This is a genomic window from Halobacillus litoralis (genome assembly GCF_004101865.1).
Classification (GTDB): domain Bacteria; phylum Bacillota; class Bacilli; order Bacillales; family Halobacillaceae; genus Halobacillus; species Halobacillus litoralis_A.
Window position 1 is genome coordinate 1,748,770 of sequence record NZ_CP026118.1, and the last position, 22,341, is coordinate 1,771,110.

19 protein-coding genes are annotated in these 22,341 nt (G+C 34.4%); all 19 read right to left on the bottom strand.

The window, feature by feature from the left end; translation table 11 throughout:
* Window positions 1-597 precede the first annotated feature (597 nt).
* The 19 genes from HLI_RS08630 to HLI_RS08720 all read right to left on the bottom strand — a co-directional run bounded on the left by HLI_RS08630 (window position 598) and on the right by HLI_RS08720 (window position 22,329).
* Window positions 598-3,756 (bottom strand): DEAD/DEAH box helicase family protein, encoded by a 3,159-nt coding sequence (locus HLI_RS08630; RefSeq protein WP_128524612.1) that lies wholly within the window; start codon window positions 3,754-3,756, stop codon window positions 598-600.
* The gene (locus tag HLI_RS08635; RefSeq protein ID WP_128524613.1) at window positions 3,753-6,731 is read right to left on the bottom strand and encodes a site-specific DNA-methyltransferase; all 2,979 of its coding nucleotides are present in this window, start codon (window positions 6,729-6,731) and stop codon (window positions 3,753-3,755) included. Before HLI_RS08635 ends, HLI_RS08630 begins: the two co-directional genes overlap by 4 nt.
* Before the next feature lie 329 nt (window positions 6,732-7,060).
* Complete coding sequence (locus HLI_RS08640; protein WP_128524614.1) at window positions 7,061-8,074, bottom strand: DUF4062 domain-containing protein; 1,014 nt, start codon at window positions 8,072-8,074, stop codon at window positions 7,061-7,063.
* Between the two features lie 47 nt (window positions 8,075-8,121).
* Entirely contained in the window at window positions 8,122-8,883 is a 762-nt protein-coding gene (locus HLI_RS08645) for a methylamine utilization protein MauJ (RefSeq protein ID WP_128524615.1), read from the bottom strand.
* Window positions 8,884-8,885: 2 nt separating this feature from the next.
* On the bottom strand, window positions 8,886-10,502 hold the full coding sequence (locus HLI_RS08650; protein ID WP_128524616.1) for a coiled-coil domain-containing protein: 1,617 nt from the start codon (window positions 10,500-10,502) through the stop codon (window positions 8,886-8,888).
* Window positions 10,499-11,530, bottom strand: a complete 1,032-nt coding sequence (locus tag HLI_RS08655) for a hypothetical protein (protein WP_128524617.1) — start codon at window positions 11,528-11,530, stop codon at window positions 10,499-10,501. The genes HLI_RS08650 and HLI_RS08655 overlap by 4 nt, the downstream gene beginning before the upstream one ends.
* Before the next feature lie 251 nt (window positions 11,531-11,781).
* The gene (locus HLI_RS08660) at window positions 11,782-12,711 is read right to left on the bottom strand and encodes a toprim domain-containing protein (protein ID WP_128524618.1); all 930 of its coding nucleotides are present in this window, start codon (window positions 12,709-12,711) and stop codon (window positions 11,782-11,784) included.
* A gap of 59 nt (window positions 12,712-12,770) precedes the next feature.
* Window positions 12,771-14,258 (bottom strand): ImmA/IrrE family metallo-endopeptidase, encoded by a 1,488-nt coding sequence (locus tag HLI_RS08665; protein ID WP_128524619.1) that lies wholly within the window; start codon window positions 14,256-14,258, stop codon window positions 12,771-12,773.
* Entirely contained in the window at window positions 14,245-14,526 is a 282-nt protein-coding gene (locus tag HLI_RS08670; protein WP_128524620.1) for a hypothetical protein, read from the bottom strand. Before HLI_RS08670 ends, HLI_RS08665 begins: the two co-directional genes overlap by 14 nt.
* A gap of 60 nt (window positions 14,527-14,586) precedes the next feature.
* Complete coding sequence (locus HLI_RS08675) at window positions 14,587-14,994, bottom strand: hypothetical protein (RefSeq protein WP_128524621.1); 408 nt, start codon at window positions 14,992-14,994, stop codon at window positions 14,587-14,589.
* 10 nt (window positions 14,995-15,004) lie between these two features.
* Complete coding sequence (gene mobP2, locus HLI_RS08680; protein ID WP_128524622.1) at window positions 15,005-16,168, bottom strand: MobP2 family relaxase; 1,164 nt, start codon at window positions 16,166-16,168, stop codon at window positions 15,005-15,007.
* Window positions 16,165-16,422: a hypothetical protein gene (locus tag HLI_RS08685; protein WP_128524623.1), complete on the bottom strand. Its 258-nt coding sequence runs from the start codon at window positions 16,420-16,422 to the stop codon at window positions 16,165-16,167. Before HLI_RS08685 ends, mobP2 begins: the two co-directional genes overlap by 4 nt.
* Window positions 16,423-16,672: 250 nt before the next feature.
* The gene (locus HLI_RS08690; protein WP_128524624.1) at window positions 16,673-17,536 is read right to left on the bottom strand and encodes a hypothetical protein; all 864 of its coding nucleotides are present in this window, start codon (window positions 17,534-17,536) and stop codon (window positions 16,673-16,675) included.
* On the bottom strand, window positions 17,533-18,111 hold the full coding sequence (locus HLI_RS08695) for a hypothetical protein (protein WP_128524625.1): 579 nt from the start codon (window positions 18,109-18,111) through the stop codon (window positions 17,533-17,535). The genes HLI_RS08690 and HLI_RS08695 overlap by 4 nt, the downstream gene beginning before the upstream one ends.
* Before the next feature lie 15 nt (window positions 18,112-18,126).
* The gene (locus tag HLI_RS08700) at window positions 18,127-19,227 is read right to left on the bottom strand and encodes a lysozyme family protein (RefSeq protein ID WP_128524626.1); all 1,101 of its coding nucleotides are present in this window, start codon (window positions 19,225-19,227) and stop codon (window positions 18,127-18,129) included.
* A gap of 2 nt (window positions 19,228-19,229) precedes the next feature.
* Complete coding sequence (locus tag HLI_RS08705; RefSeq protein WP_128524627.1) at window positions 19,230-21,152, bottom strand: VirB4 family type IV secretion system protein; 1,923 nt, start codon at window positions 21,150-21,152, stop codon at window positions 19,230-19,232.
* Window positions 21,153-21,155: 3 nt separating this feature from the next.
* A complete protein-coding gene (locus tag HLI_RS08710) occupies window positions 21,156-21,815 on the bottom strand; it encodes a TraC-like domain-containing protein (protein WP_128524628.1) in 660 nt (219 codons plus the stop codon).
* Complete coding sequence (locus HLI_RS08715; protein ID WP_128524629.1) at window positions 21,816-22,019, bottom strand: hypothetical protein; 204 nt, start codon at window positions 22,017-22,019, stop codon at window positions 21,816-21,818. It lies immediately after the preceding gene.
* Window positions 22,006-22,329 (bottom strand): DUF5592 family protein, encoded by a 324-nt coding sequence (locus tag HLI_RS08720; RefSeq protein ID WP_241655963.1) that lies wholly within the window; start codon window positions 22,327-22,329, stop codon window positions 22,006-22,008. The genes HLI_RS08715 and HLI_RS08720 overlap by 14 nt, the downstream gene beginning before the upstream one ends.
* Window positions 22,330-22,341 lie beyond the last annotated feature (12 nt).

Genomic DNA, 22,341 nt, shown 5'->3' on the forward strand with positions numbered 1-22,341 from the left:
AAAAGAAAAGCCTCTCAAGAGTTAATAAACTCTTGAGAGGCTTTTAGGTTTTAGTGGACAATTTTAAAAAAACAGTCAAAATCCAGTCAAATTGTCCTTAATCCCTATGATGAAAGGGGGTTCGGGCGTTATTACATCATGCCGCCCATGGATTCCCTAAGATAAATAATGAAAAATAATGCCCGAATCAAAGGTGTTTATAAGTTTTAGTTAGGCTTATCTCCTTTATAATGAATAACAGGATATAATCAAAAATGCGAAAAAGTATGTCAATGAGTATGTCATTTTAAGGATGAAATACGTCATACACTCCAGGATTGGAGAGTAATTTCAGAAATAGCGTAGTAGCAAACTAAAAATAACAGAATTACCACACTTCTGTAATTGGATATTCTCTTTGATGACTTAGATTTAATTGATAGATTACTTCCTTCACCTTAAGTAAATGAGATGATTCATAATCCTTATAAATAAAAAGTAGGCCCTCATTTTTTATTCTTTAATAAAAATTCATATTCTCTTAAGAACTCTTACTGATACATCACAATACCATTGAAATTTGTAAACCCTCATAAAATAATACATTTGTATAGAGTTTTAGCTGTTAATATCAGTATGTAGTTTTGCTAAAATTTGTTCCATCACAAATTCTCCGTCCTCGAAGAACAACACATTTTTGTCATTAAGTTCTTGTTTCGTAATACCATTTGGATTAAATAAGGATTCGTAAGGAGTTGGAGAGATAATAAATGATTCTAATATTGGTCTTTCCCCCTCAGATATTTTTATTGAATTTTGTAGGCTCTTAATTTTTTCTGAAAAATTAATCTTAGCACTATTAATTATATCTTCATATTGAAGACTATGAGGTTCTATAAAGAAGATATACTCATTTTCACGATCAAAAACCCACATTATAAAATCCGGATAAAATCCTTCATCATCAAAAAATCCTATTCCTTTTCTGGAAGCATTACGTATTAAATATATTTCACGGTGTTTAAAAAATTGTTCATGTTTAAGCTTATATGTTTGATAATATTTCAGAAATTGCCATTCACTTTCAACAAGAGAAGTTGGCACAAATTTTATATCTGTAATATCTTTAGCGGTGTAAAATAAAGGATTAAATAATGATTCTTTAAGTTCTATCCATTCTAACCCTTGGACTTTCGAAATACCTTTATATTGTTCAAATTGATCATTAATAATGGCTTCCCTAAGATTATCGAGCATATTTTTAGAACTCAAAGACGATTCATAGTCTTCAATAATAACATTATATTCATCAATAAAATTCGGATCATTTGTACGCAAGGGGGCGTATTCTAACAAGGGAGCTTCAAACTTTTTCTTAGAGACTGTATAAATCTTATCAATATATTTTTTCATAAGTGACAGACCGATTCTATTAAATCTTTCAAAGTCTTTAAATAATTTTACTGCCAATTCACTTTTTGGAATATATAATTTATACCAAGAATTATTTTTCAGTATTTTTTCAACGTCACTTAAAGAAAAGATTACATTCCAATATTTCTTCTCTTTCTTATAATCTAATAAGTCAAAATATATCTTCTCAAAATCCATCCCAAAATAATGTCGACTATCTAATTTACCTAATTCTTTTTGAGCACCATTATATTTTTTATAGTTGAGGGATGTCTCAAATTGTACTTTGCCATAAGTATCCAAAATTATAGGTTTAGCTAAATACTGATTAAAAGCAGGAGCAGGAGCATCTTTTAAGAAATTTAAGTTGTTTTTTACTCGTATGGTCTTTATCTTTTCTTTAGGATAATTTGTCCTTACTGTGGGAATTACAATTTCATACGTTTTATTCTCAGAATGAAGTCCTTCATTTGAAAGATAATTTTTGAATTGCTGCATGTAGTTAGCTCTTAATCCAAATATATTTAACGTTTCGACTATAGATAAGAGTTGCATATCTTCTATTGGTAATTTGGGTTCAAATCTAAAATCACTATGGTAGGCACTGCTTCTTTTTAAACTATATTTTCCATCTCTGTTCCTACCTTTTAACCTAACCCCTCTTCCAAATAATTGTATAATTTGGCTTCCTTCTTTTTGACCTACATTCATTAACCCCATTGTAGATACTCGCCAACTATTCCATCCTTCTGAAAACTTCTTGGATCCAATTAAAATATTTATTGTGCTTTTTTTATTATTAATGGTATCGAAAAGAGAATCTGTAAAATGTACTTGATTAGTAGTTATACCTAATTTTTCAAATATTCCCAATACATTCTTATCATTTCCTACATTAATTACTCCAAATGAAGAATTCATACCAATTTTTAAACGAAGCTCCCCTTCGACTGCGGTGGGATTATCTACCTGGAGAGTATGTCCTCTAATATCTGTATGGAATATAATTGATAATATATCATCGTAAATTTCGTCAGGTGTTAGATTCTTTGATACTAGGTAACTAAATCTTCCAGAGAAGATATCATTCTCCCTATTATCTATAAGACCTGCTTCCCCATGGAGTATTTCGTGAATTGCTAAAATACTATCCTCAGAATTATTTATGAAATATGAGAGAAAATTGACAATTTCTATAACATCACTATTTGCCTCTCTTGCAGTTACATTACCGCCAACAAAAACTAATAATGGATTTTCAATATTATAATCAAACATAATATCTTTTTTATCTAGGTATATTTTCTTCTGTTGATAATAGCTTAATAATGAAGCAATTAAGTATTTTATTTCAAGATTGCTTTCCAGTTTTTCTGGAACATTTAAGATACTATAATCCTTACCGTATCCATCTTCGTAAAAGTTCTTATAAGAATAATCAAATAGGATACATTTAGCGTATTCTTCCTCCAGTACCCTTTTCTTACTTACTGCTTGACTGAATGTTGCTGAATATTCAAATGAAAAACCATTACTACATAACGAATTTCTATATTTATACCAACTATCACCAGAAGATCCTCGATGACCTTCATCGACAAATAATATATTTTTATTACCAAACCTAGAGACAGCAACAGTTTCCTTTATATCTTTTTCTCCTATCTTAGAATTTTCAACCACTTGAATATCATCTGCATTACTGAACAATTTTACATCATCTTTTATATATCGTTCAGCTTGAATTGATGAATCTCTGTATTCATCTAAATGCTGACTTGACAGTGATTCACTAGGAGTTAATAAAATATATGATCCATCAAATTTTGTATTATATTTATTTAAGAAATATTTTATTTGAAAATAGTTGAAATGCATTAGGAGGGTTTTTCCACTGCCAGTTGCACTCCAAATTGCTAATTTGTTTAAATCATTATATTCGGAATATTTAAGTCCAAGCTCCTCATTTTGTTTATTCAATTCAGAGTTTAATGAGTGTTTAAGTTTGGTCGGATTAGCAAAAAAATTATCCAAATAAGCTTCGACAAAAATTAGAGAAAAATATTGAAAATACTTGAGAGTAATTTTATCTTTTCTATTTTTATTTATCTTTTTTAGATGAGAAATCAAGTTTTGATCATACTCAGCAAAATCTTCTTTTGTAATAGTCTTCGGTGCTTCAGAAAATATTTTCCAATATTCATTAAAGAATTTTGATTCACCTTCGGTTGATATACCTTCATGTAGAGGGTCTGAAAAATATTTTCTAATGTCATTAAAAGAATTGAAACCAAAATAATTCAAAAAGTATTTATTTAACACGAGCTTTTTTTGAAATGGAATTTCATTCTTATGATTAGTCAAATATTACCCTCCATATTAAACATTTCTTTTTTCATTGTAGATTCAATTTGAAAAACTTCAGTTTGATAAATGCTTTTTAAGCTAGAATCTCCATTTATATAGATTCTATTATAGTTGTTTAATTGAATCTTATATTCTTGAATAACTTTCTTTAAAACTGCATCACTAAGTATTAGATCTTCATCCAGTGTTCTCCAAATCACTAATACTCTAATATCATCTTCGATCTTTCCTTCAATTATTTTATATTTGTAATCATTACCATCTTCTAATGATACAACGATTTTACCTAAATTATCTTGAGTAGTGGTAATAGCAAACTCTTTTGTTTCATAAGATTTAATTAAACTTATACCTAGAAGGTAATTAAAAGTTTCTATCAAATCTATATTTCTTACAGTCATTTCTCCTCTTTCCGAAATATTCATTTGATATTTAAATGGATTGCTAAGATATTTTATATTTAAATATGTCATACTATCTTTTGTCTCATATTCAAAAATATAATTTATAAGGTAGTCGTATTCTATTTTATTTTTATATTGACCTGTAGGAATGGTTTCATTAGAAAACTGAATATTATTCAATGCATCTTCATAGGATTCAAATAGTTGATACTTAAAAGCGTAGGATAAACCTTTTCTATCTTTAGGCTTACCTTTATACCATTCTTCAGAATACATACTTTTGGCAATTCTTTTCTTTGTTTCGCTTTCAAAATACTTTCCCATTTCAATTAGAATCATTCTTCTAACAGTATTGTCATTGTCTTTTCTCATTAATTGAAGAGCTGCCTCTCCTGTTGTTCCTGACCCTGCAAAATAATCTAATACTACAGAATCATGATTCTTCATTCCAGTTATTTGTAACGTATCCATTACTGCATGAATAGATTTGGGGTAGTTAAATACACTTCTAGGAATAATTTTTTGCAGATGCTTAGTGCCATATTCTACTGCAGAATACTTTGTTTCTTTCCAAAAAGAGGATGGTGAAATACCTTTAGATCTAGGTCTGAATTTATAATACATTTGTAACCCTGACTTTTGTCTTAATACATATATTTCATCTCTATCTCTATTCACATGTTCCCAAGACCAACGCCAATTTTTTTCTATATTATCATCATTTATTGGCCAAATAACCTGTTCATGAACATTTGGTTGTTCGTGAGTTCTCCACTCTCCTATTTCATCATCCCAGTATAATTTCGGAATGCGCCACTCAAGAGTGTTCTCATCTACAAAGAATGGGTACCATTGTTTAATACCATCTTCTTTATCGGAGTTAGAACCATCTCTTCTTAAATTACGTTGTTCATATGGTCCTTTTTCATCTTTTTTATTATATCTTTTCAACTGCTTTTCATTGCGGTCAAATTCACCTATTTTAGATTCTTCCGAATTTTTATAAGTAAGTAGGTATTCATGAGATTGAGCAATTCCACCTTCTCTAGGTCTACCACTTGGATTACTTAGTACTGATATAATACCTGCAAAGTTTGGCCTACCAAATTCCATTTCTAATAATGAATATAATTCCTTTAGTTCAAAATCATCAATAGCTGTAGTTTGTATCCCACTTCTTTTTAAAAGCTTTCTACCTAAATTAATTCTATCAGCCATTAAGCTCATCCATGAAGAGTGACGATAGTTATTTTTATATAAAATTTGACTAGCATCTGTGTTATAAGGTGGATCTATATATATTGTGTCAACCTTGTTCTTATACAATTTTGATAAAAGATTTAAGGCTTGGTAATTATCGCTATTTATTAACAGCCCTGGTATTTGTTCTTCAATATTTTCAAAACTTGCTATTAGCTTATCTTTGAATACTTCATCATAAAACTTTGTATCTATTGATAAAGTTCTATGATTCTTTAAAAAGTCGACATCTACAGGATTATTATTTAATATCTCATCAATTGCAAAATCTTTTCTCCATTGGTTTATTTGCATTTTATTTTTAATAATCTCAGGATAAAAACTATCATCAATTTTATCTAAAGTTATTATATAATCAGTAGATACAACAAATTTTTTCTTTAGCCATAATTTTTTTTGAAACTCTTCAATCTGACTTAGAAATTCAATCAACTTTTTTGCAACTACAGACATTGCCTTAACCATAGATACAGTTGCAGAAAAACTGTCTTTATCTAAATCATTTAAATTAATAATTTCGTTTTTAATGTAATTTTCCAACTCTAATTCAAGAAATCCTTTTAAATTTTTGTGGATAAAGTAATCTTGAGTATTTTTAGTTGTATATGTAGACAACTCAATTTCTAATCTTGAAAGAGCAGATTTAGTAGGCTTATGAAGTAAATTATGAAACTCAGAAAAATTACTATCATTTATAATAATATCTTCTAGCTTCATTAATATATCTTTATTAATCTTTTTTTGTTTCGCTTTCTTTACATTCACATATTGAAAATATACAATCAATTTATCATTAATAATAGTTGGGTTTTCAATTTGGGGGGTTTCAATTAAATGAAACTCTTTGTCTTCCCCTTTATTATTATTTTCTTCTATTTCAACATCAAGTAGTTTAAATAACACTTCTCCTCTTGGAGTTGAAAATTGATAATCTGAAAAATCTTCACTTGACTTAACATAAAATTGATCATAGTTTGCCCAGTGATATTTAGTTTCTCCACCTTCATATGGTATGTAGTATGTACCATCTTTAAACCTTCTTTGAGAAATAAAATCTCCTTCATCGTAATAACGAGAAAAAAACTCTAACAGATGTGAATATATAAAGCTTTGACGCTCTTCGGATTTATTTATATCTAAACCTACTGCTTCTTCTATTATGTTAAATAAATCATAATGTATAAAATCGTAAATTATTTCTCTTTTTTTATTTAAAACTCTATATAATCCAAAGTTTAGATTTGACTGATTAAATCTAAACATGTCCTCTAACTTATTGATAAAATCTTGTTTTACCTCCAAATTCATCTTAGAACTCCTCTTTTAAAATAAATTTTTGTTTTAAATTTTTAATTTTAGTTTAACATAGAAGTCAACGTTTTAATTTTGTAGAGTAGAGAGTATCAGCTTGATCTGTTGTAACCGTCAAATAGAAGTAAACAATTTTCCACAAGAAAAGGCAACAGCCTGAGGGTTAGTTGCCTTTTCTTCTAATGAGTTGCGAGACGCATTTCACGTGTCCGGTGTGTGGTAAGTAAAAAACTAAACAGGGTTAATATTTCCTTATGTATCCATAGTAGCTTTACGAAAGTTTCTTAAAGGCGATAGTAAACAAAGAGATTAGAGATCTAGTCCTTTTATTTATAAAGAATAATTCTTGAGTTATAAATAAAACTTCTTATTTCCGCTTCAGTTTCTCGAGAAATTTCAGATAAATTTTTCAAATGTTTATCGTAAAGACTCCTACCTTCCTCATCTACATACTGGTAATCTATGTTCAATTCCGGGTATAGATACTGTCTATTATTTTTAGGGAAGAAGTGAGTACTTAAATAGCTAGTATACTTATCAAGCTTGTTAATTAACAACTTAAACAACTCATGTAACTCTTCATTAAAAAACCTTTTTGTAGGCTTTGAATAAGAATAGATGAAATTATAAATATTGTCTGTAGTTTTTAATTCATATGAACAGTAAGTTGCTATGTAATCGATTGTTCCAATAAAATCATTTTCTTCAATAGTATTAATGGCTTCATTTAACAAATCTTCATCCATTTTAAATAACTTATTGTTTTGAGAGGTTGTTTCATCTAGATTACCTTGATTTAATTCAGTACTTCTCACCCATCCTCTGAATTTATACTCTATAGCGTCTTTTCTAACAAAATTCTGTAATGAGTATGATACTTCAGTGGCAATCTCACTTATATTCTCAGTATACCTCACTAGGTTAGATAGCACTAATTTTTTAAAGTTTTCATACTTGTCGATATTTGGTTCTTTAACATCACGTTCATATATTTCCATTTGTATATCTTTACTTTTTTTGTTAGCTAAGTACTGGTCACTTAATACGATAGCAAATACAGGTATGTCATGTTTAAGAGCGAACTCATATTCTAACTGAGTATAACTTTTACCTGTGTCGTGATCTATAGAACCGTACTTTCCTCCCAATATTAACATGAGTATATCAGACTCTTTTATCCATTCCTCTATGACTTGCCATTGACTTTTACTAGCAGCTGTGAATAATTCCATTCCTGCAGGTATATGGCCTGCCCTCAAAATACCTTCAACAGCTTTTTGTCTTTCTTCTTTTAAATCCAAAAATGTAGAAGAAACAAACACTTGTAACTTTTTATTCATTTATATCATCCTCTTTTAGCACTATAGAAACTCCACTACCTTTATAATCAAGTTGTAAATTCTACACGATTGTAATGAGAGTCAATTATTTTTTTAATTAATTTTTTAGATGTTTGGTCCAACAATGGAACTAACTCAGATATAACATTTATCGCCTCAATTGTTGGATCTTCTCCCCCATGAACAATTTGATTCCTTTTTTCATACATATCATCTATCCATCTATTTGGTAAATCCCATTCATCCATATCCCCAAAATAATCTAAAAAACATTGGTATATTTTGTTTTTAGTTCCATTTGTCCTATCAGTTTCTGTATGAAATTCCTTTCCTAATATCTCTATAACATTCCAAAAAGCGAGAAATTTATCAAATGTATTTTGAGGCATTTTCCCTTTTGAGTACCAACCTATTGATCTTAATAGTTTTGGTTGTTCAACTTCAAATTCTCTAGCCATTTTAAATGCGGTTACAATATCTGATTTGTTTAATAGTCTTCTACTTACAAAATTCCTTTTATTATTAAATGACTCCTCGTGCTTATATAACTGAATAGGTACCTCATTCTCTAAAGAAAGAACATCCCTCATTCTTCCAAAATAAACATATGCAACAGTTTCGGCTATATTTATGTTATCTGCATACGCAGTTATTGTGGCTCTAATACCATAAGTACTTTTTTTTAACTTTATGTCACTATAAAACTGGTGTTGATCAAACCCTTTTTCTTGACGAATATTAATTTCATCTTTGATTGTAATAGGACCAATTACATCAAAGTCAATTTCCCATACTTTGCGATTATCCATCCTTACTCACCACCTATTCTAACGCCAAAATCTGTAATAATATTATGGAATCCTGATAAATAATTTGTACTCAACATCTTACTTGGCATATGACTGGAATAATCGATATGATTAATAAAGGATTGGTTTTCATATTTTCCAATTTCTTCTTTTTTTAGAGTTGTTGTAAATATTATCTGTGTTCCGAGTTCATTAAATAATTTAAGTACTTTATCTTCCTTTTCAGTTGAGAGATCTTCAGCACGAAAAGAATCTATAACAACAGGAAAGTTAAACTTTAAGACTTTTACTAAAGAATACAACTTAATCAAGTGAAATTCTGTAGCTTCGCTACCAGAAAAGTTTTGATTCCTCTTTGTATATAAAGATTCAAACACTAAATTACCTAAAGGATTTATCTTTCTATATGTATCATTCATGCAGTCAATAATTTTCTTCATCAATTGATGTTGCTGTTCAACTAACTTTTCAGAATTACTTTTTTTCACTTCAATAGAATCACTTATTTTTTGAATTTCCTCATCTAACTTTTCAATTCGATTTTCAACTTCTGATGCATTGTACACATCTTGATTGTATGATATTAAGAGTTCCAATGATATTTCTTCACTCAAAAGCAAGGATTCCATTTCTTCTTGGCTATTATTAATATTAATTGTGTAACGATCTATATCTTCTTGAGCAGAAGATATTTTTTCATTTATTGATTCAATAATTTGACGCCTAATCTCTGGTGTTGATACATCAAATGTATATGAAGATTTTGTTGAACTACTAAAACCAATATGAGATGATTTACAATCCATACATCGTATTTCGCCACCACTAATTGTCCTATTCAGTGAATTAAGCTCTTTAAGTGTAATTTCATATTTACTCTTTCTTGATAAAGCAGCATTTCGAGACTTCCTTAAATCAGCAATTTGATTTTTCTTTCTCTCGACTAGTTTAATTTTTCTTTTAAAAGAAATTTTATCATTAACACTACTTAAATAACTTGGAGCTTTTTTGTTGGATTTTAGGATTTTATGTTGTTTAAGTAATGCGGTTCTCTCATCTCTTAAATCATGAATTTTCGCTTTAGCTAAATCAATATTTTCGATTGGCATGCTTGCTGAGCCTAGATTTGCAAATGAATAAAGCATATTGTAAAAATCATCTTTTTTATAATATCCTCGATTAGAAATATTGTCAGTTTCCTTTTTGTCTTGTCCTACAAAGAATAATTGAAGAAATAGTTCTGGATCTACAATTTTCTGCTGTCCATCTTTCAAGATGATTGGTAATTTAAAAATATTCTTTGTCCAATATCTTTTTAGTTCAGAGACACTATCAAATACCATTAGAGAAGTATTATCTTTTAAAATGAATGAATTTTTTTTTCGACAAAGAGAATACGACTTATTACCAACAGAAAATCCAACTATATGATAATAGTCTTGATAGTTAAAAGTCGATGGGAATGTAGGAACATTTCCAAAACAATACATCATGCTTTGAACCAATATAGTCTTTCCTCTATTGTTATCATCACTTGAAATAATATTAAGCGTATCAGAGAAAGAAGATTCAATAAAAGCCTCTGTAGAATTTCCTATAGCCACTTTATGTATTTTCATAGATCAATTCCATCCTTCACAATTGAAATAAAATACTTTAAAGAAATAACATCAAAATCTGGACAATCATCAATAGCTCTTTGGTTTAATTTTCTATAAATTTTATTCACATCAATCGTTGGGTTAGAAACGATTGTTAAATATACATTCTCAAAAAGTTCCCAAAAACTATCAGCGCAATTCTTATTAAACAAAACCCTTGTTAAAGCGATTTGACAATCATCTAAAGCATTCTTCCTTTTTTCTTCTGGGAAATGGTTAAAAATCGGAATGAATGATGGTGGAATTCCTTTATCAAAGGGGTTACGATTTAATATCCGGCTCAATACTAATAGTTTTATTTCCCCACTAGTAAGATGGTGATAGTAGTCAAGAGCTTCGTCACATCCTTCTATAGTTATATCTTCAAGAGGTCTAATATTCTTTTTACCAGCCTGTTCATTTCTTATCTCATTAAATATAGCAGTCAAAGTTTCTTCGTTTGGGATTATACTACGGTTAATTTTAACTATCGATCTCACATAATCGCTTGGCTTCTTATCATCTATCACGAACTGAACTTTATTTAAGAAGGAATCAATTACCTGTTTTGTAATAGAAGCTGAATCGATATAAGTTTTCTCTTGACACTCTTCTATTAGACCTTCCTTTAGCTTTATTAAAGAAGCTGGTTTTATATTACTAATATCAAATATATTAGTTGAATTATCGATTCGCACCGTATTTGAAACCCCACCAAGAAAAAGCACATAAAAACCAAAATCTAAATCACTTCGGTAGTTTTTAAATAGTGTGACTAGTTCTTTTCCAATTGCTTTTGGTGAAGAGTTTTTTGCCCCTTTAGACTGTAAATCCCAAAGCCGCCTTGCTTGATTATCCATACCTGTCAAATCATTAAAAAAATCCACAACAAAATAATAAATCTCATGACTGTCACTCCTAAAATTCATAAGATGTAACAATGCCTTAGTTTCCATTTCAGCAGCAGGATGTCTCAATCTTTCTGAAGATTTAACTGTATAAGTCATGCCGATACCCCTTTACAATTTGCTACTAAAGCATTTATTTTTTCATTTGAAACATTTAAAAAGGTTTAATAGTATCCACCTAACCCGAACAATATATAGGTTTAAATTACCACATTTTTCATATTTTTTCATTAATTATTCGTTAAGTAGTTAAAATACCTCCAAGATATTTATATGAAAAGTAGCTAATTTTCGTTTTTGACAGGTCGAATTCCTTACTGAAACACCCCACCTTAGACCCGTTTTACATATCATTTTGCATTTAGTTGGGCACTCAAAGTTTCACTTAATAGCTTCTGATTCTTCAGAAGCTCCAAATTCCAATCTTTTTTAGTAGGCAAATCAATTTTAGATACTCCTTTACTCATTAGCTGGACATACTTCTCAGCAAACCCCCGTCCAGCCCTATCATTATCCGTGCAAAATGTTATGTGGTTCACCTTATGGCCTTCCTGCCCCATCCGCTTGATTTCATCAATCATTGTCTGCCGCTTAAGCCCAGACATGGAAACTAAGCGAGTATCTTGTAACTTCCCTTTCTTAATACTCCAGTAAGATAAAGCATCAATTGGGCTCTCAAAAAGATAAATAGAATTAGGCTTACCAATATCTAAAGAAAAACCAGCCGATCCATGACTGTTCCTATCAATCCCTTTAAACATTCGTCCATCTTTCATTGAAGACGTTCCTTGGCGGTCTGCTCCAACGATCTCTCCCTGCTGCTTCCACTTAAACACCACATTCCCGCGCTTGTCCTGGGCAATTAAATCTTTATTATCGAGCCAATTGACAATCTTAGGATGAATTTTCCGTTCATTCGTAAGATAGTCCTTAGCTTTTGTCCTATCGTTCACTTCATAATGAGATGGATATTGATAAGGCTCCTTAGGCTTTTGCTCATGAACAGTGTCTTTTACTTTATAACCTTGCGCGTTCAGATCCAGAACAGCTTCCGGGAAGCTCATCCCATAAAACACCTTTGCAAAGTTTATGACTCCAGCTCCTTTTTCATCTCTAGAGTTCCAGGCATACATTTGGTCTTTAATCACTAGGCTGTCATGCACTTGATGTCGGTAATATCTTCCTTCTCTTTTCAATGGCTCCCCTTTACGCTCAAGATAGTCTATGAGATCCACATTCCGAGCAACCTCCACTTGGTCCGCGCTTACATGTTTGGCCATGCAGCACTTCCTCCTTTCTAAAATTAGATATAAAAAAAGCCAGGGAGAAAACTCCCTGGCTAGCGTTCAACCTCTACTTTTTCTTTTTGCTTTTCCTTCTGCTGAAAAGCCTCCTTATTCCCCTTTCCATTCTGCATTTCCGAAGTGGTGCTTTCTTTCTCTTCATGAAACTCTCGGTCCAGCTTACTTTCGATTTGAGATAGTCGCTGTTCACCACGATCGGTCAATGGTAGTTCTTTTAATTCTTGAAGAGATTCTTTCTTAAGCTGGTACACATCTTCCTTACTATGAGTCTCTTGAAAAGCACGCATCTGATTTAAACGTTCTTGCCGGTCAAAGTTTTCTTCTTTATCCAATTCTTTTCCGACTGTTGGTTCAATAAAGTTCATGAGCTCCTTTTTATAAGCGTCTTTGAAATCTTGATGAGAATATTCCTCTTCAGCCTTATGACCTTTAATAAAAGGCCCAATATCCTTCTCAGCCTTACTCACTTGGCTTCTATACATTTCCCGAAGCTTTTCAGAAGGTAATATCTCACTTTCTTGTTTCTCCTCTTCCATTTCATGATTTGGTTCTTTAACACTCATAGCTTTCTCTCCTTCCTTTTCTTGTTCCATTGATTCTTCAATGGTGGTAATAAATTCTTTAGCTGTTGACTGAACTTCTTGTAATAGCTTTTCATGGTCTTTAAAATCATGATCCTTGGTCCAGTGATGCAGATAATCCAATGAGTAGTCACTGGTATCAATATTGAAATAAGATGCAACGGTATAAGCTGTCATTTCTGCTTGAAATTCTTTCTCCGGTTTGGTGTAGTTATTGGTGTTTTCCTTTGTATGAAGCTTGGCATGAGTTAGTTCATGTAACAAAGTCTTTGTGTCCTGACGCTCCGAGTTGCGAGGATTAAGAGCTACTTCACCTCTTCCTGTGTAACTTACTCCTTTAGCTGCTCCTAACTCTTCATAAGGCTTTACAATTTGAATATTGTTTTTATCAGCTATAGCCTCCATTCCTTGTCGAAGCTGAGTGTAGTTTTCAACCTCCCCATCGATCCATTTGTTAGGAAAGATCTGAGGCAGATCTTTTTGAGTGGCCGTTGTCTGGGAAACATCAAATACACTCCCGGTAGAATAAACAAGACGGCCATCTCGTTTATCGAGTTGACCGTCTTTGACTTGTTGCTTTTCTTTTTTCGTTGCATATTTCAAAGGTTTCCATTCGCCTTCTCCATCTTGAAACTGCTGGCCTAAACGATTAGGCACGAGAACCTTAAGACTTTTCTCTCCTTTGTTTACGGAAAACCCTTTGCCTTTCCAGAAGGCGTAGGAACCTACAGCTTCAGCTCCCGGAAACTGTGAATCAATTAGTGCTGTATTGCGTGGAGAATACCGATGGAACTTCCCCATAAAGTCCAGATACTCTTTCATTTGTTCAGGAGAATGAAAATGATTGGCGATGCTCTGCTCCATGCCTTCCGTCAAATGATTGATCTCTTCTTTCACCTGTTCAGGCGTTTTCTTTTTATAAGGTCGTTTAGTCTTCGCCATGATATTCAGCTCCATCACTGATGTTCATAAGCTCTTCCATTTCCTCTTCATCGTAGTTTGGTTGGGTATCCAGAATTAGTTCCTTGGTTGATTTATTAAACGGAATAAGCAAGTTTTCTTGAGTCATTAAATGCTGCTCAAGATCGGCCATTTCTTCCTCATTCAATGTTAGGCTATATTCCTCTTGGCCCACTTCCATCACAAGCTCCTTATTATCGCTTAAACGCTTGAATACACCTACCTCATAATTGTTGTTAAACAAAAACATCTGTTCATCTCCTTTATTGATAATTACTCATGAATACTATTAAATTGATGCTTATTGTGTCTATGTCGCGCTTATTCTTTTCTGACGCTGATGACTGATTCTTTCTTCTACTGCTTGTTTCGCATCCTTCATCGCTTGGCTCTCAAAGATCGGTGTGGTAACACAGCTTTCTAAGTTTTGGTCCATCGCAAAACCATTCATTAATTCCAGAAGTACCTGCGTATTTTTATCACTACGATTGGCTGCTAACCGCAGTCTTTTCATCTCTTCAGAAAACACGTCTTGGAAACGTTGCGCCATTAAACTCAGGAGATATTCTTGAGAATGGTCGGTTGCCTTCTGCGCTTCCCATTCGCCAATCATACGGTCTAAAGCTTCACCAGGGTAACGAATATGATGCTGTTCCTGATAATCTTTGATTAACGCTATCGTCTCTTCATGAAGCGTGACATTTTGACGCCTTCCCATTTAAATCCCCCTAACTTTCTCTTTCGATTTCTCGTTCTAACTTCTGATGATCCATATCATTGATAAACTGCTCATATGTTTGTCCTAACGATCGTTGAATGCTTCTCAAAGAACGTTGCAATTGAATCCCTGAAGGCATGGACTTATAAGTGGCATTTGAATTGTTAGTTTGTCTAGGATACTGCTGACGATCGTACCGTTTCATTTCTTGCAAAAAAGCATTGCCCATTCGTTTATAGAGATCATCCAACTTGTCTTGTTTGTAATGTTGATAGCGTTTCTTATCCTTCAGTCCATCCCCATAGGCTTGCTTCAATTCATTTACTTCCTTGTCCAATTTTTCATGCAGCTGCTTCATATCTTTGCCATGATACTTATCTAAATACCTTGTCGTTAGTTCATCTATCTTCGGTCGAATAGGATTCAGCGTTTGATAGCCATAGTGCCACTGTCGCTTATCCTTAGGCAAGTGATTATACACATCGAGGAACAGAGGTTTTATTTCTCTATTGCTCCATTTCATGCTGCTATTTTCTTTCTTTGCATTCACCATGTGGTCACGAATCAACGAGTTAATTTGATTTCGTTCTTGCGTTCGATTTAACAAGCCATTCACGACTTCACTTTTCATCGCGTCTAGCGTTTTCGGCTTTCGCTTTCCACGTTCACGAGTCGGGTTTGGTTCGACTGTGGCCACATGAATATGAATGTTATCGGTGTTATAGTGAATGGCCGCCGACCAGACAGCACTCTCTTGTAATCCCTCTTTTTTCATCATCGACTGCAAGGATTTTCTTGTCACTTGCTTCAAAGCATCTTCATCTAAAGTGTGTGTCTTTGAATCATAAACGCCGCGTTTTTGAAGCCAATCATTATCAAATGTAATAACGTCCTGCCACATGATACTGTTTTTCTTTTGAGCTTGTTCAAACAAAGATTTAATGCCCTGCTTTTCTTCCACCGATAAATGATCCGACTGCTGAGTAAACAAAGCAGATGTTTTATCCGGATCGTCCATATAGTGATTATATAAACTAAACATGGACCGATGAGCATCCCCTTTTCCTTTGGCCTCTTCCCGATCCACATACTGTACATAATCTTGGAATCCTTTTTTATTCGCGGTCACGAATTTTGTTTTTAAAACCACCCCAGGCGTTACGGTTTCACTCATGCTTCTTCACCTGGTTCTTCAATCTGCAAGAGATCGTTCATTTCTCGAATCACTGTATAACAATGAGCCATCGCTTGAATGTTTCGATCAACTAATTGCTGGAGTCTTTGTTCACGATTATTTTCTTCCTGAAAGATAGCTAACTGTTGTAACTGAGCATGCAAAAACTCTTGTCTGCTTAACCCTTTTTCATTCGCGAGTTCGTCAATTCGTTGGACGGTTTTCGGATCCATATAACGAATTCTTACTTCCATAAAAGTCCCTCCTTCTGAATAAGGTCCTAAAACTAGTGAATAAAGAGAAGAGCATAAGGGGTTTTTGTTCCCACTTGGCGTGTGAATCCCGGCAGAGCCGGGCAAAACGAGGGAACAAGAAAATCTCCAGATGTGCGGTCGCTGTGCGGCTAAAATAGGAACGTTCATTCGTGTATTCACCTTGATGTGTGGCCCCTGCACAGGAGATGTGTGGTCCGTGTGTTGACCTTTTTCACAACCTACACCCCATTTAGTTCGAAATCATCTCCCGTTTTTCTTGCAACATCTCAACTTTTTCAACGATGGTTTGGATAGTTAGTTCATGTTCAGCTGCCTCTTGATTAATCTGATCTTTTTCATTTTCTAGCTGATGAATTCTAGCCTCCGTTTGCGTTTTCTCTTCCTCTGTTTCGTAAAGAAGCTCTGATTCTAATTCAACAGTTTTCTGATCAATTTCTTTGATTCGTTCATTGATCGTTTGAATGCTTTCCTTCTTCTCTTTTATAGTTTCTTTAGCCTCTTCGATCTCTTCAGATACAGCAGCAACTTCATATTCTTGCTCCGTTAAAATGTTTAATTGTTTGTCCATTTCCACTTTACGTTGATCTGTATAAATACGTGCCAGCTCTTTCTTTTCCTCACCCCCTTTCAAGGAATTTTGAGTACTCTCTTTCGTTAAAAGTGGATTGGTATCTTCCTTATTTACATCTAAGGCCATGACATCAAAGGAAGGACTTACCTGTTGGATACTAATGACATATCTACTTTCATCGCTGTACTCTACGTGCGTTGGAAGATCACGTTTTGGATGCTCTTTTTCCTGAGCCGTGAAGCTTAATTTTTCATCTAATAAAGTGGTTGATCTATTAAGGTTCAAGGTGACAACCATCAACTTTTTCGTTGGATTATAAACCCAGTCCTTTATGGTCAGTTCGCCTGATCCTTGTAAGTTCAAAGGTTCATTGACAGGTGTTTGTTGAACTTTACTCTGCTCTTCATCACCAAAGATAAAACCAGAAAATAGGAAAAAAAGAAGCGCCATGGCCATGACGCTTAATCCAGTAAGATATTTTTTTGAGGTCCCTTCGGTAATATGTTTCGTGTGTTTCTTCATGAATAGCCCTCCTCTTCGACGTCTTGAAAACCTGTTATCTTCCACAGTCCTTCTTCCCTATGAACTTTTATATTTAGAAACACGGGAGACACCTGTTGTTGATCGCTCTGTAAAGAATAGAGCGTGTGTTTAAACTTAACTAATACGCTAGCTTTATTGTTTGTGAGATTACCTGTTTTGATGAATATTTCTACTTCATCCACCTCCGTTTTCCTGTCTCCTTTATAGTTAGCTGTAGGAAAGAAGGTTGCAGCTAAATCTTTGCTCATCACCTTGTGTGCTTCTTTTTTCCTTTCTTGGTAGGTCTCTTTATCCTGTTTAAAAGCAACCTCTATAAACACAGAAACCTGCTTCACTAAAGCGTCATATCTCGCTTGAATGTCAGCAGGTTCCTGTTTTTGTAACGTCATCTCTAATTCGGTTTTTTCTTCCATAACCTTTTCGTTTTTCACCTTTAATTGATGCAAGCTTTCCTGTAGATCATCACTCGATGCTGTGCGTGCAGCATATATGTTAACCGATGTGAGAACTATTAACAGAACGACAAACAGGACAAAAAGAACACGTCTATTCATCAACGTTCTCCTTTCTTAGAGCCCAAGATAAGGGGCAGGATTCACATCAGAACGATACTGTTTTTTGGTCCGAACTTCAAAATGTAGATGGGGACCTGTAGAGTTTCCTGTCGAACCACACTTGCCTACTTTTGTTCCTTTTTGAATCATCTCCCCGTTTTGTACACTTATCGTATACAAATGAGCATAGTGACTATAAAGTCCCTCATCATGTTTCACAAGAACGTTATTTCCATATCCAGAGTTTTTTCTTACCACTTCAACCACTTGACCGTTATCTACGCTTTGAATAGGCGTTACGGCGTTCGTACAAGCAAAATCAATACCTCTATGCATGTCCGGTGTACCATCAAAGGGATCTGAGCGCATTCCGTAATTAGATGTTTGTGTGAGTGCTCCTTCAACGGGCATAACCCAATCTCCTGTTGGTTGTAAATCTGCTTCAATAACTCCGCCTTTAAGGTAACTTAAAACAGCCTCAACATAACCAATATCCCCATAACAAGCTCCTGTTTCTGCCGACTCAGGTCTAATGCAGGAATACATGCCTGTATGCTTCAATTCCTGGTACTTCATTCTTGAAAATTCGATCGCTAACTCTTTGCTGTATTCTCCATTGTTGTGTTTGTTTGCGTAATCAATGAACCCTCCACCGAAGTTATAAGCTTGGAGTGTTAGATTAATATCTCCCCCTGCTTTCTCCAGCATCTCAGAGAAGTATCGGATACCAACATTAATACTCCTTTCAGGATCCTCTATCGTGTTTGGAGGTAGACCAAGAGACTCACTTGCTTGCATCACATCATCAAGACGACCACCCGATTCTTGCATCGTTTTGGCCAAGAGAAGCTCCACATACTTGGACACCCCATACTTTTCAGCATATTCTTCAAACAGAGGACGGTACTCTTCTAGTGCAGCTGAAACTTGCGCTGTTCCATTTACCACATCAACGGACCTCACATCCTCACTGGAGGAAGACTTTTGATAACCGATCAACCCTGTAATGACTGAAGCATACAAAAGCATTTGTAGAAGGAAAAGAGCGACCAGAATACCAATCAACCAAAGCCATACTTTCCGAGGGACTAACCCCAGGAGAAGGGACCAAGGCATCCTTATGCACCTCCTCCAAACAAGGCTAATTCTTCGTCCGATACTTCCACCTTGAAACGAATGTTTTCAACCGCACGGATGCTTAACATCGTCTCCCCTGTTTGTAGGTAAGGGATATCTTTTAATTCACTTTGGCTTAATTGCCCCATGAATATTTGCTGCATCATCTCTAAGTTGTTACTATCTTGCTGCATAATTATCTTGTATTGGGTCAGTTCAAAAAGCTTCTTGATTTCCTCTACCATACTCTGATCCGAACCCTCAGGAACAAAATCACGAATGGTGTGACTGGCATAGAGAAGAGCACCAAAATACTTCCTTGCCTCTCGGCTGAACTTTGTAAGAAAATCAAGAGCACTCTCACTTTTCTTCTTTGTATTAATGATGTGGTGAGCTTCATCCATCAAGATGAGATATCGTACAGCGTCTTCAAAAGCTAATTCTCCTCGATTATAAGCATCAAACTGCGGAGATCCGTTCGTTAGCATGGAGTCCCATAGAAGGTTGAGTACATTAAACAATTGCGCTTGGAAAACCTCTGCCCTCATTTGCGATAGGCCCCTAAGTGTAAACGTAACGACCTGTTGCTCATCAAAGTGTTCGATGGTTGATACTCCATTGAAGAGATGCGCGTAAGTCTCTACAAGGTTACGAATGTTTAATTCGATGCTTTCCAGGCGTCGTTTCCTTTCCTGACTCAACTTCTCCTTTTGCTTCCCTTCCTTGATATTTTCATAGAGTTGTTCTTCGATAAAGGCAAGAAAATCGATGAAGATAGGGTACTCATGGACAGAAAGTTCGGTTATATTTGATTTTGAATCATCGTTCCATAAGCCAAGCTTTTCATAGAGCTTTCTTAATAGATTTTCATATTCTTTCAATTCACTATCATTCGCTTCAGGTGCTAAGAATTTATAGAATGTCGTCAATTTGGATAAATGCTGAGTAAAGGACGTATATTCGTCCTCTGCCGTTCGATACACCTGCAAAGGGTTGATGACCCCATCTGAACCATCGAGAGCAATCTGCTTCCCACCTAAAGCTTCCGTTAACTCCACAAATTCTCCTGTGACATCAAACGTCCGGACCTTATATCCTTTAATCGCATTATCCAGCATAATTTTCTTAAGTGTCGTAGACTTTCCTGCCCCCATCGCTCCGACCATGACTCCGTTATAACTCTTACGCTGCTGATCTCTATGAAAAAGATCAAAGACGACGTTTCCTCCGGTGAGTGTCGTGCCATAGAATGTACCGTAAGGATCGTTTAAGCTAGTAAAATGAAAAGGAAAGCCACCTGCTAACCCTAGTGCGGGTATCGGGTGACCTTCCCTCTTGTTTCTATAAGTGGATTGTTCTGTATAATTGGTGAGTAGTGATCTCCATTCGAATTCCTGTTCGTTTAAGAAGATGGATCCTCGAAAATTCTCGTCCTGTAACGTCGATAAGACGACTTTCACTTTGTCTTCCAGCTCTTCTCTTGTTGGTGCACTTACATAATGCCTAAGGTGAACACGTTTAACGATTTCTCCTTCTTCAGACACCTGATTGTACAGCTGCCGTAAATCATCATAGTTATTTTGCGCTTCTATAATACCTGCATTATCTTTTTCATTAATCATTCTGGAACTCTGTTCAGCCATCCCTTTGTTTAAACCATCTCGGACTTTGTAACGATCGTCAGAGACAATATCCATTGTAGTAATGACATTCTCCATATTGAAAATAGGTTCTAACCAAAAGTCTGAAACATTTTTAGGGAAGGAATAGACATGGACACAAACTTCATAACCGTCTCCTTTTCGAGTAAAGGTTTCCTGAAATTTAATTCCTCCTTGCGGTTGGATATGGGCCAGTAAAAAAGGGTTATATCCTTTTTCTTGTGTTTCTTCGGCATCACTTTTCTTTTTTAGAAATGAGAACATTCCTTAACCCCTCTTCTCTAATTTAGAATTTTGATTATATAGCTTATAGAGCAAATCAAGCTTCTTTTCATCAGTTAACTCAATGACCGGAGCGACTCGACCAAGATAGCGCCGACAATTGTTTCTATACTCAGCAAGCTGTTTAAGGCTAGTCGCGTAAATGTATAAATAAAATTCTCTGTTTGTCCGGTAGGTCTCTAAAAAGTGCAGTTCCTCCCTTTTTCTAATTAAAAAACGTTCATAAAGAGGCGCCTTGTTCTGTGTAATCTTGTAATTAATCGCATCTAGTTGTTTTTTCATATTAACCGGAAAATTCATAGATACGATCTTGATATCCGGCGCATATGATTGAAAGAACTTAGCCATCTTCATGATGTCGTACTCGGTTTCCTGGGTAGATGGAGAATAAATATCTTTACTCTGAAGTTGCATCACGTCCATATAGCCCGTGTCTCCTTTTAATTGAAAGGATCCTTCTTCGGTCATGTCCTGAATGGGAAGAATCTCAGCTATGGATGGAATTGCCACCTCTCTCTTTTTCTTTTTAGCGTTCGACCTTTGCTGCTTCTTGTTTTTCTCAGTAGTTTTTCGTTCATCAAAAAGAGCCATTTTTTCGGAACTGTCTTCTTTAAAGAAAGGTTGGTCTTTCTTATTCTTCTTCATTTAAAGTCCTCCCTCATTTTTCTTTCCTGCTACTTCATGAATCAGGTCAAAAATTACGCCGACCGTTTCATGCTCCCATCCAGACAACCACCGAATCTTCCGTGCTTCTATTTTTGTTAAGTCTCGTCCAAGCTGTTCCTCAAGAAGTGCCTTAAACCTTTGAAACGTATATCCTTCATCATTTAACTCTTCATATTTGATCACTATTCCTACCATCCTCCCTTTCTTTTTTATCGATGGCACAATAAGCAATTCGGTCCCTTGTGACAGCTAAGAACAACGCTTTTGCCATACGCAGCTTTGGATTCGTTTTGGGTCGGATTAACCAACCAACCATCAATAAGATCCAAAAGATTGCATACCACCAGACGAATGAAGAATGAACGACATACCGAAATGTAAAGCCTATGCCGCCGAGGATGAGGACCACAAGTAAGTCTGTAAGGTAAAATAGACGGTTGATCTTCAACTCACTTCCAATTTCGGATGGAATCTTATATTGCAATAAAAACACTCCTTCATAACA

Bases quoted from the DNA above. Each gene is read 5' to 3' on its own strand.
- mobP2 (WP_128524622.1), bottom strand. From the start codon at position 16,168: ATGAGTGAAACCGTAACGCCTGGGGTGGTTTTAAAAACAAAATTCGTG.
- HLI_RS08655 (WP_128524617.1), bottom strand. From the start codon at position 11,530: ATGACTTATACAGTTAAATCTTCAGAAAGATTGAGACATCCTGCTGCT.
- HLI_RS08670 (WP_128524620.1), bottom strand. From the start codon at position 14,526: ATGTTTTTGTTTAACAACAATTATGAGGTAGGTGTATTCAAGCGTTTA.
- HLI_RS08705 (WP_128524627.1), bottom strand. From the start codon at position 21,152: ATGTTCTCATTTCTAAAAAAGAAAAGTGATGCCGAAGAAACACAAGAA.
- HLI_RS08690 (WP_128524624.1), bottom strand. From the start codon at position 17,536: ATGAAGAAACACACGAAACATATTACCGAAGGGACCTCAAAAAAATAT.
- HLI_RS08645 (WP_128524615.1), bottom strand. From the start codon at position 8,883: ATGGATAATCGCAAAGTATGGGAAATTGACTTTGATGTAATTGGTCCT.
- HLI_RS08700 (WP_128524626.1), bottom strand. From the start codon at position 19,227: ATGCCTTGGTCCCTTCTCCTGGGGTTAGTCCCTCGGAAAGTATGGCTT.
- HLI_RS08665 (WP_128524619.1), bottom strand. From the start codon at position 14,258: ATGGCGAAGACTAAACGACCTTATAAAAAGAAAACGCCTGAACAGGTG.
- HLI_RS08685 (WP_128524623.1), bottom strand. From the start codon at position 16,422: ATGGAAGTAAGAATTCGTTATATGGATCCGAAAACCGTCCAACGAATT.
- HLI_RS08660 (WP_128524618.1), bottom strand. From the start codon at position 12,711: ATGGCCAAACATGTAAGCGCGGACCAAGTGGAGGTTGCTCGGAATGTG.
- HLI_RS08635 (WP_128524613.1), bottom strand. From the start codon at position 6,731: ATGAATTTGGAGGTAAAACAAGATTTTATCAATAAGTTAGAGGACATG.
- HLI_RS08675 (WP_128524621.1), bottom strand. From the start codon at position 14,994: ATGGGAAGGCGTCAAAATGTCACGCTTCATGAAGAGACGATAGCGTTA.
- HLI_RS08650 (WP_128524616.1), bottom strand. From the start codon at position 10,502: ATGAAAATACATAAAGTGGCTATAGGAAATTCTACAGAGGCTTTTATT.
- HLI_RS08640 (WP_128524614.1), bottom strand. From the start codon at position 8,074: ATGAATAAAAAGTTACAAGTGTTTGTTTCTTCTACATTTTTGGATTTA.
- HLI_RS08695 (WP_128524625.1), bottom strand. From the start codon at position 18,111: ATGAATAGACGTGTTCTTTTTGTCCTGTTTGTCGTTCTGTTAATAGTT.
- HLI_RS08710 (WP_128524628.1), bottom strand. From the start codon at position 21,815: ATGAAGAAGAATAAGAAAGACCAACCTTTCTTTAAAGAAGACAGTTCC.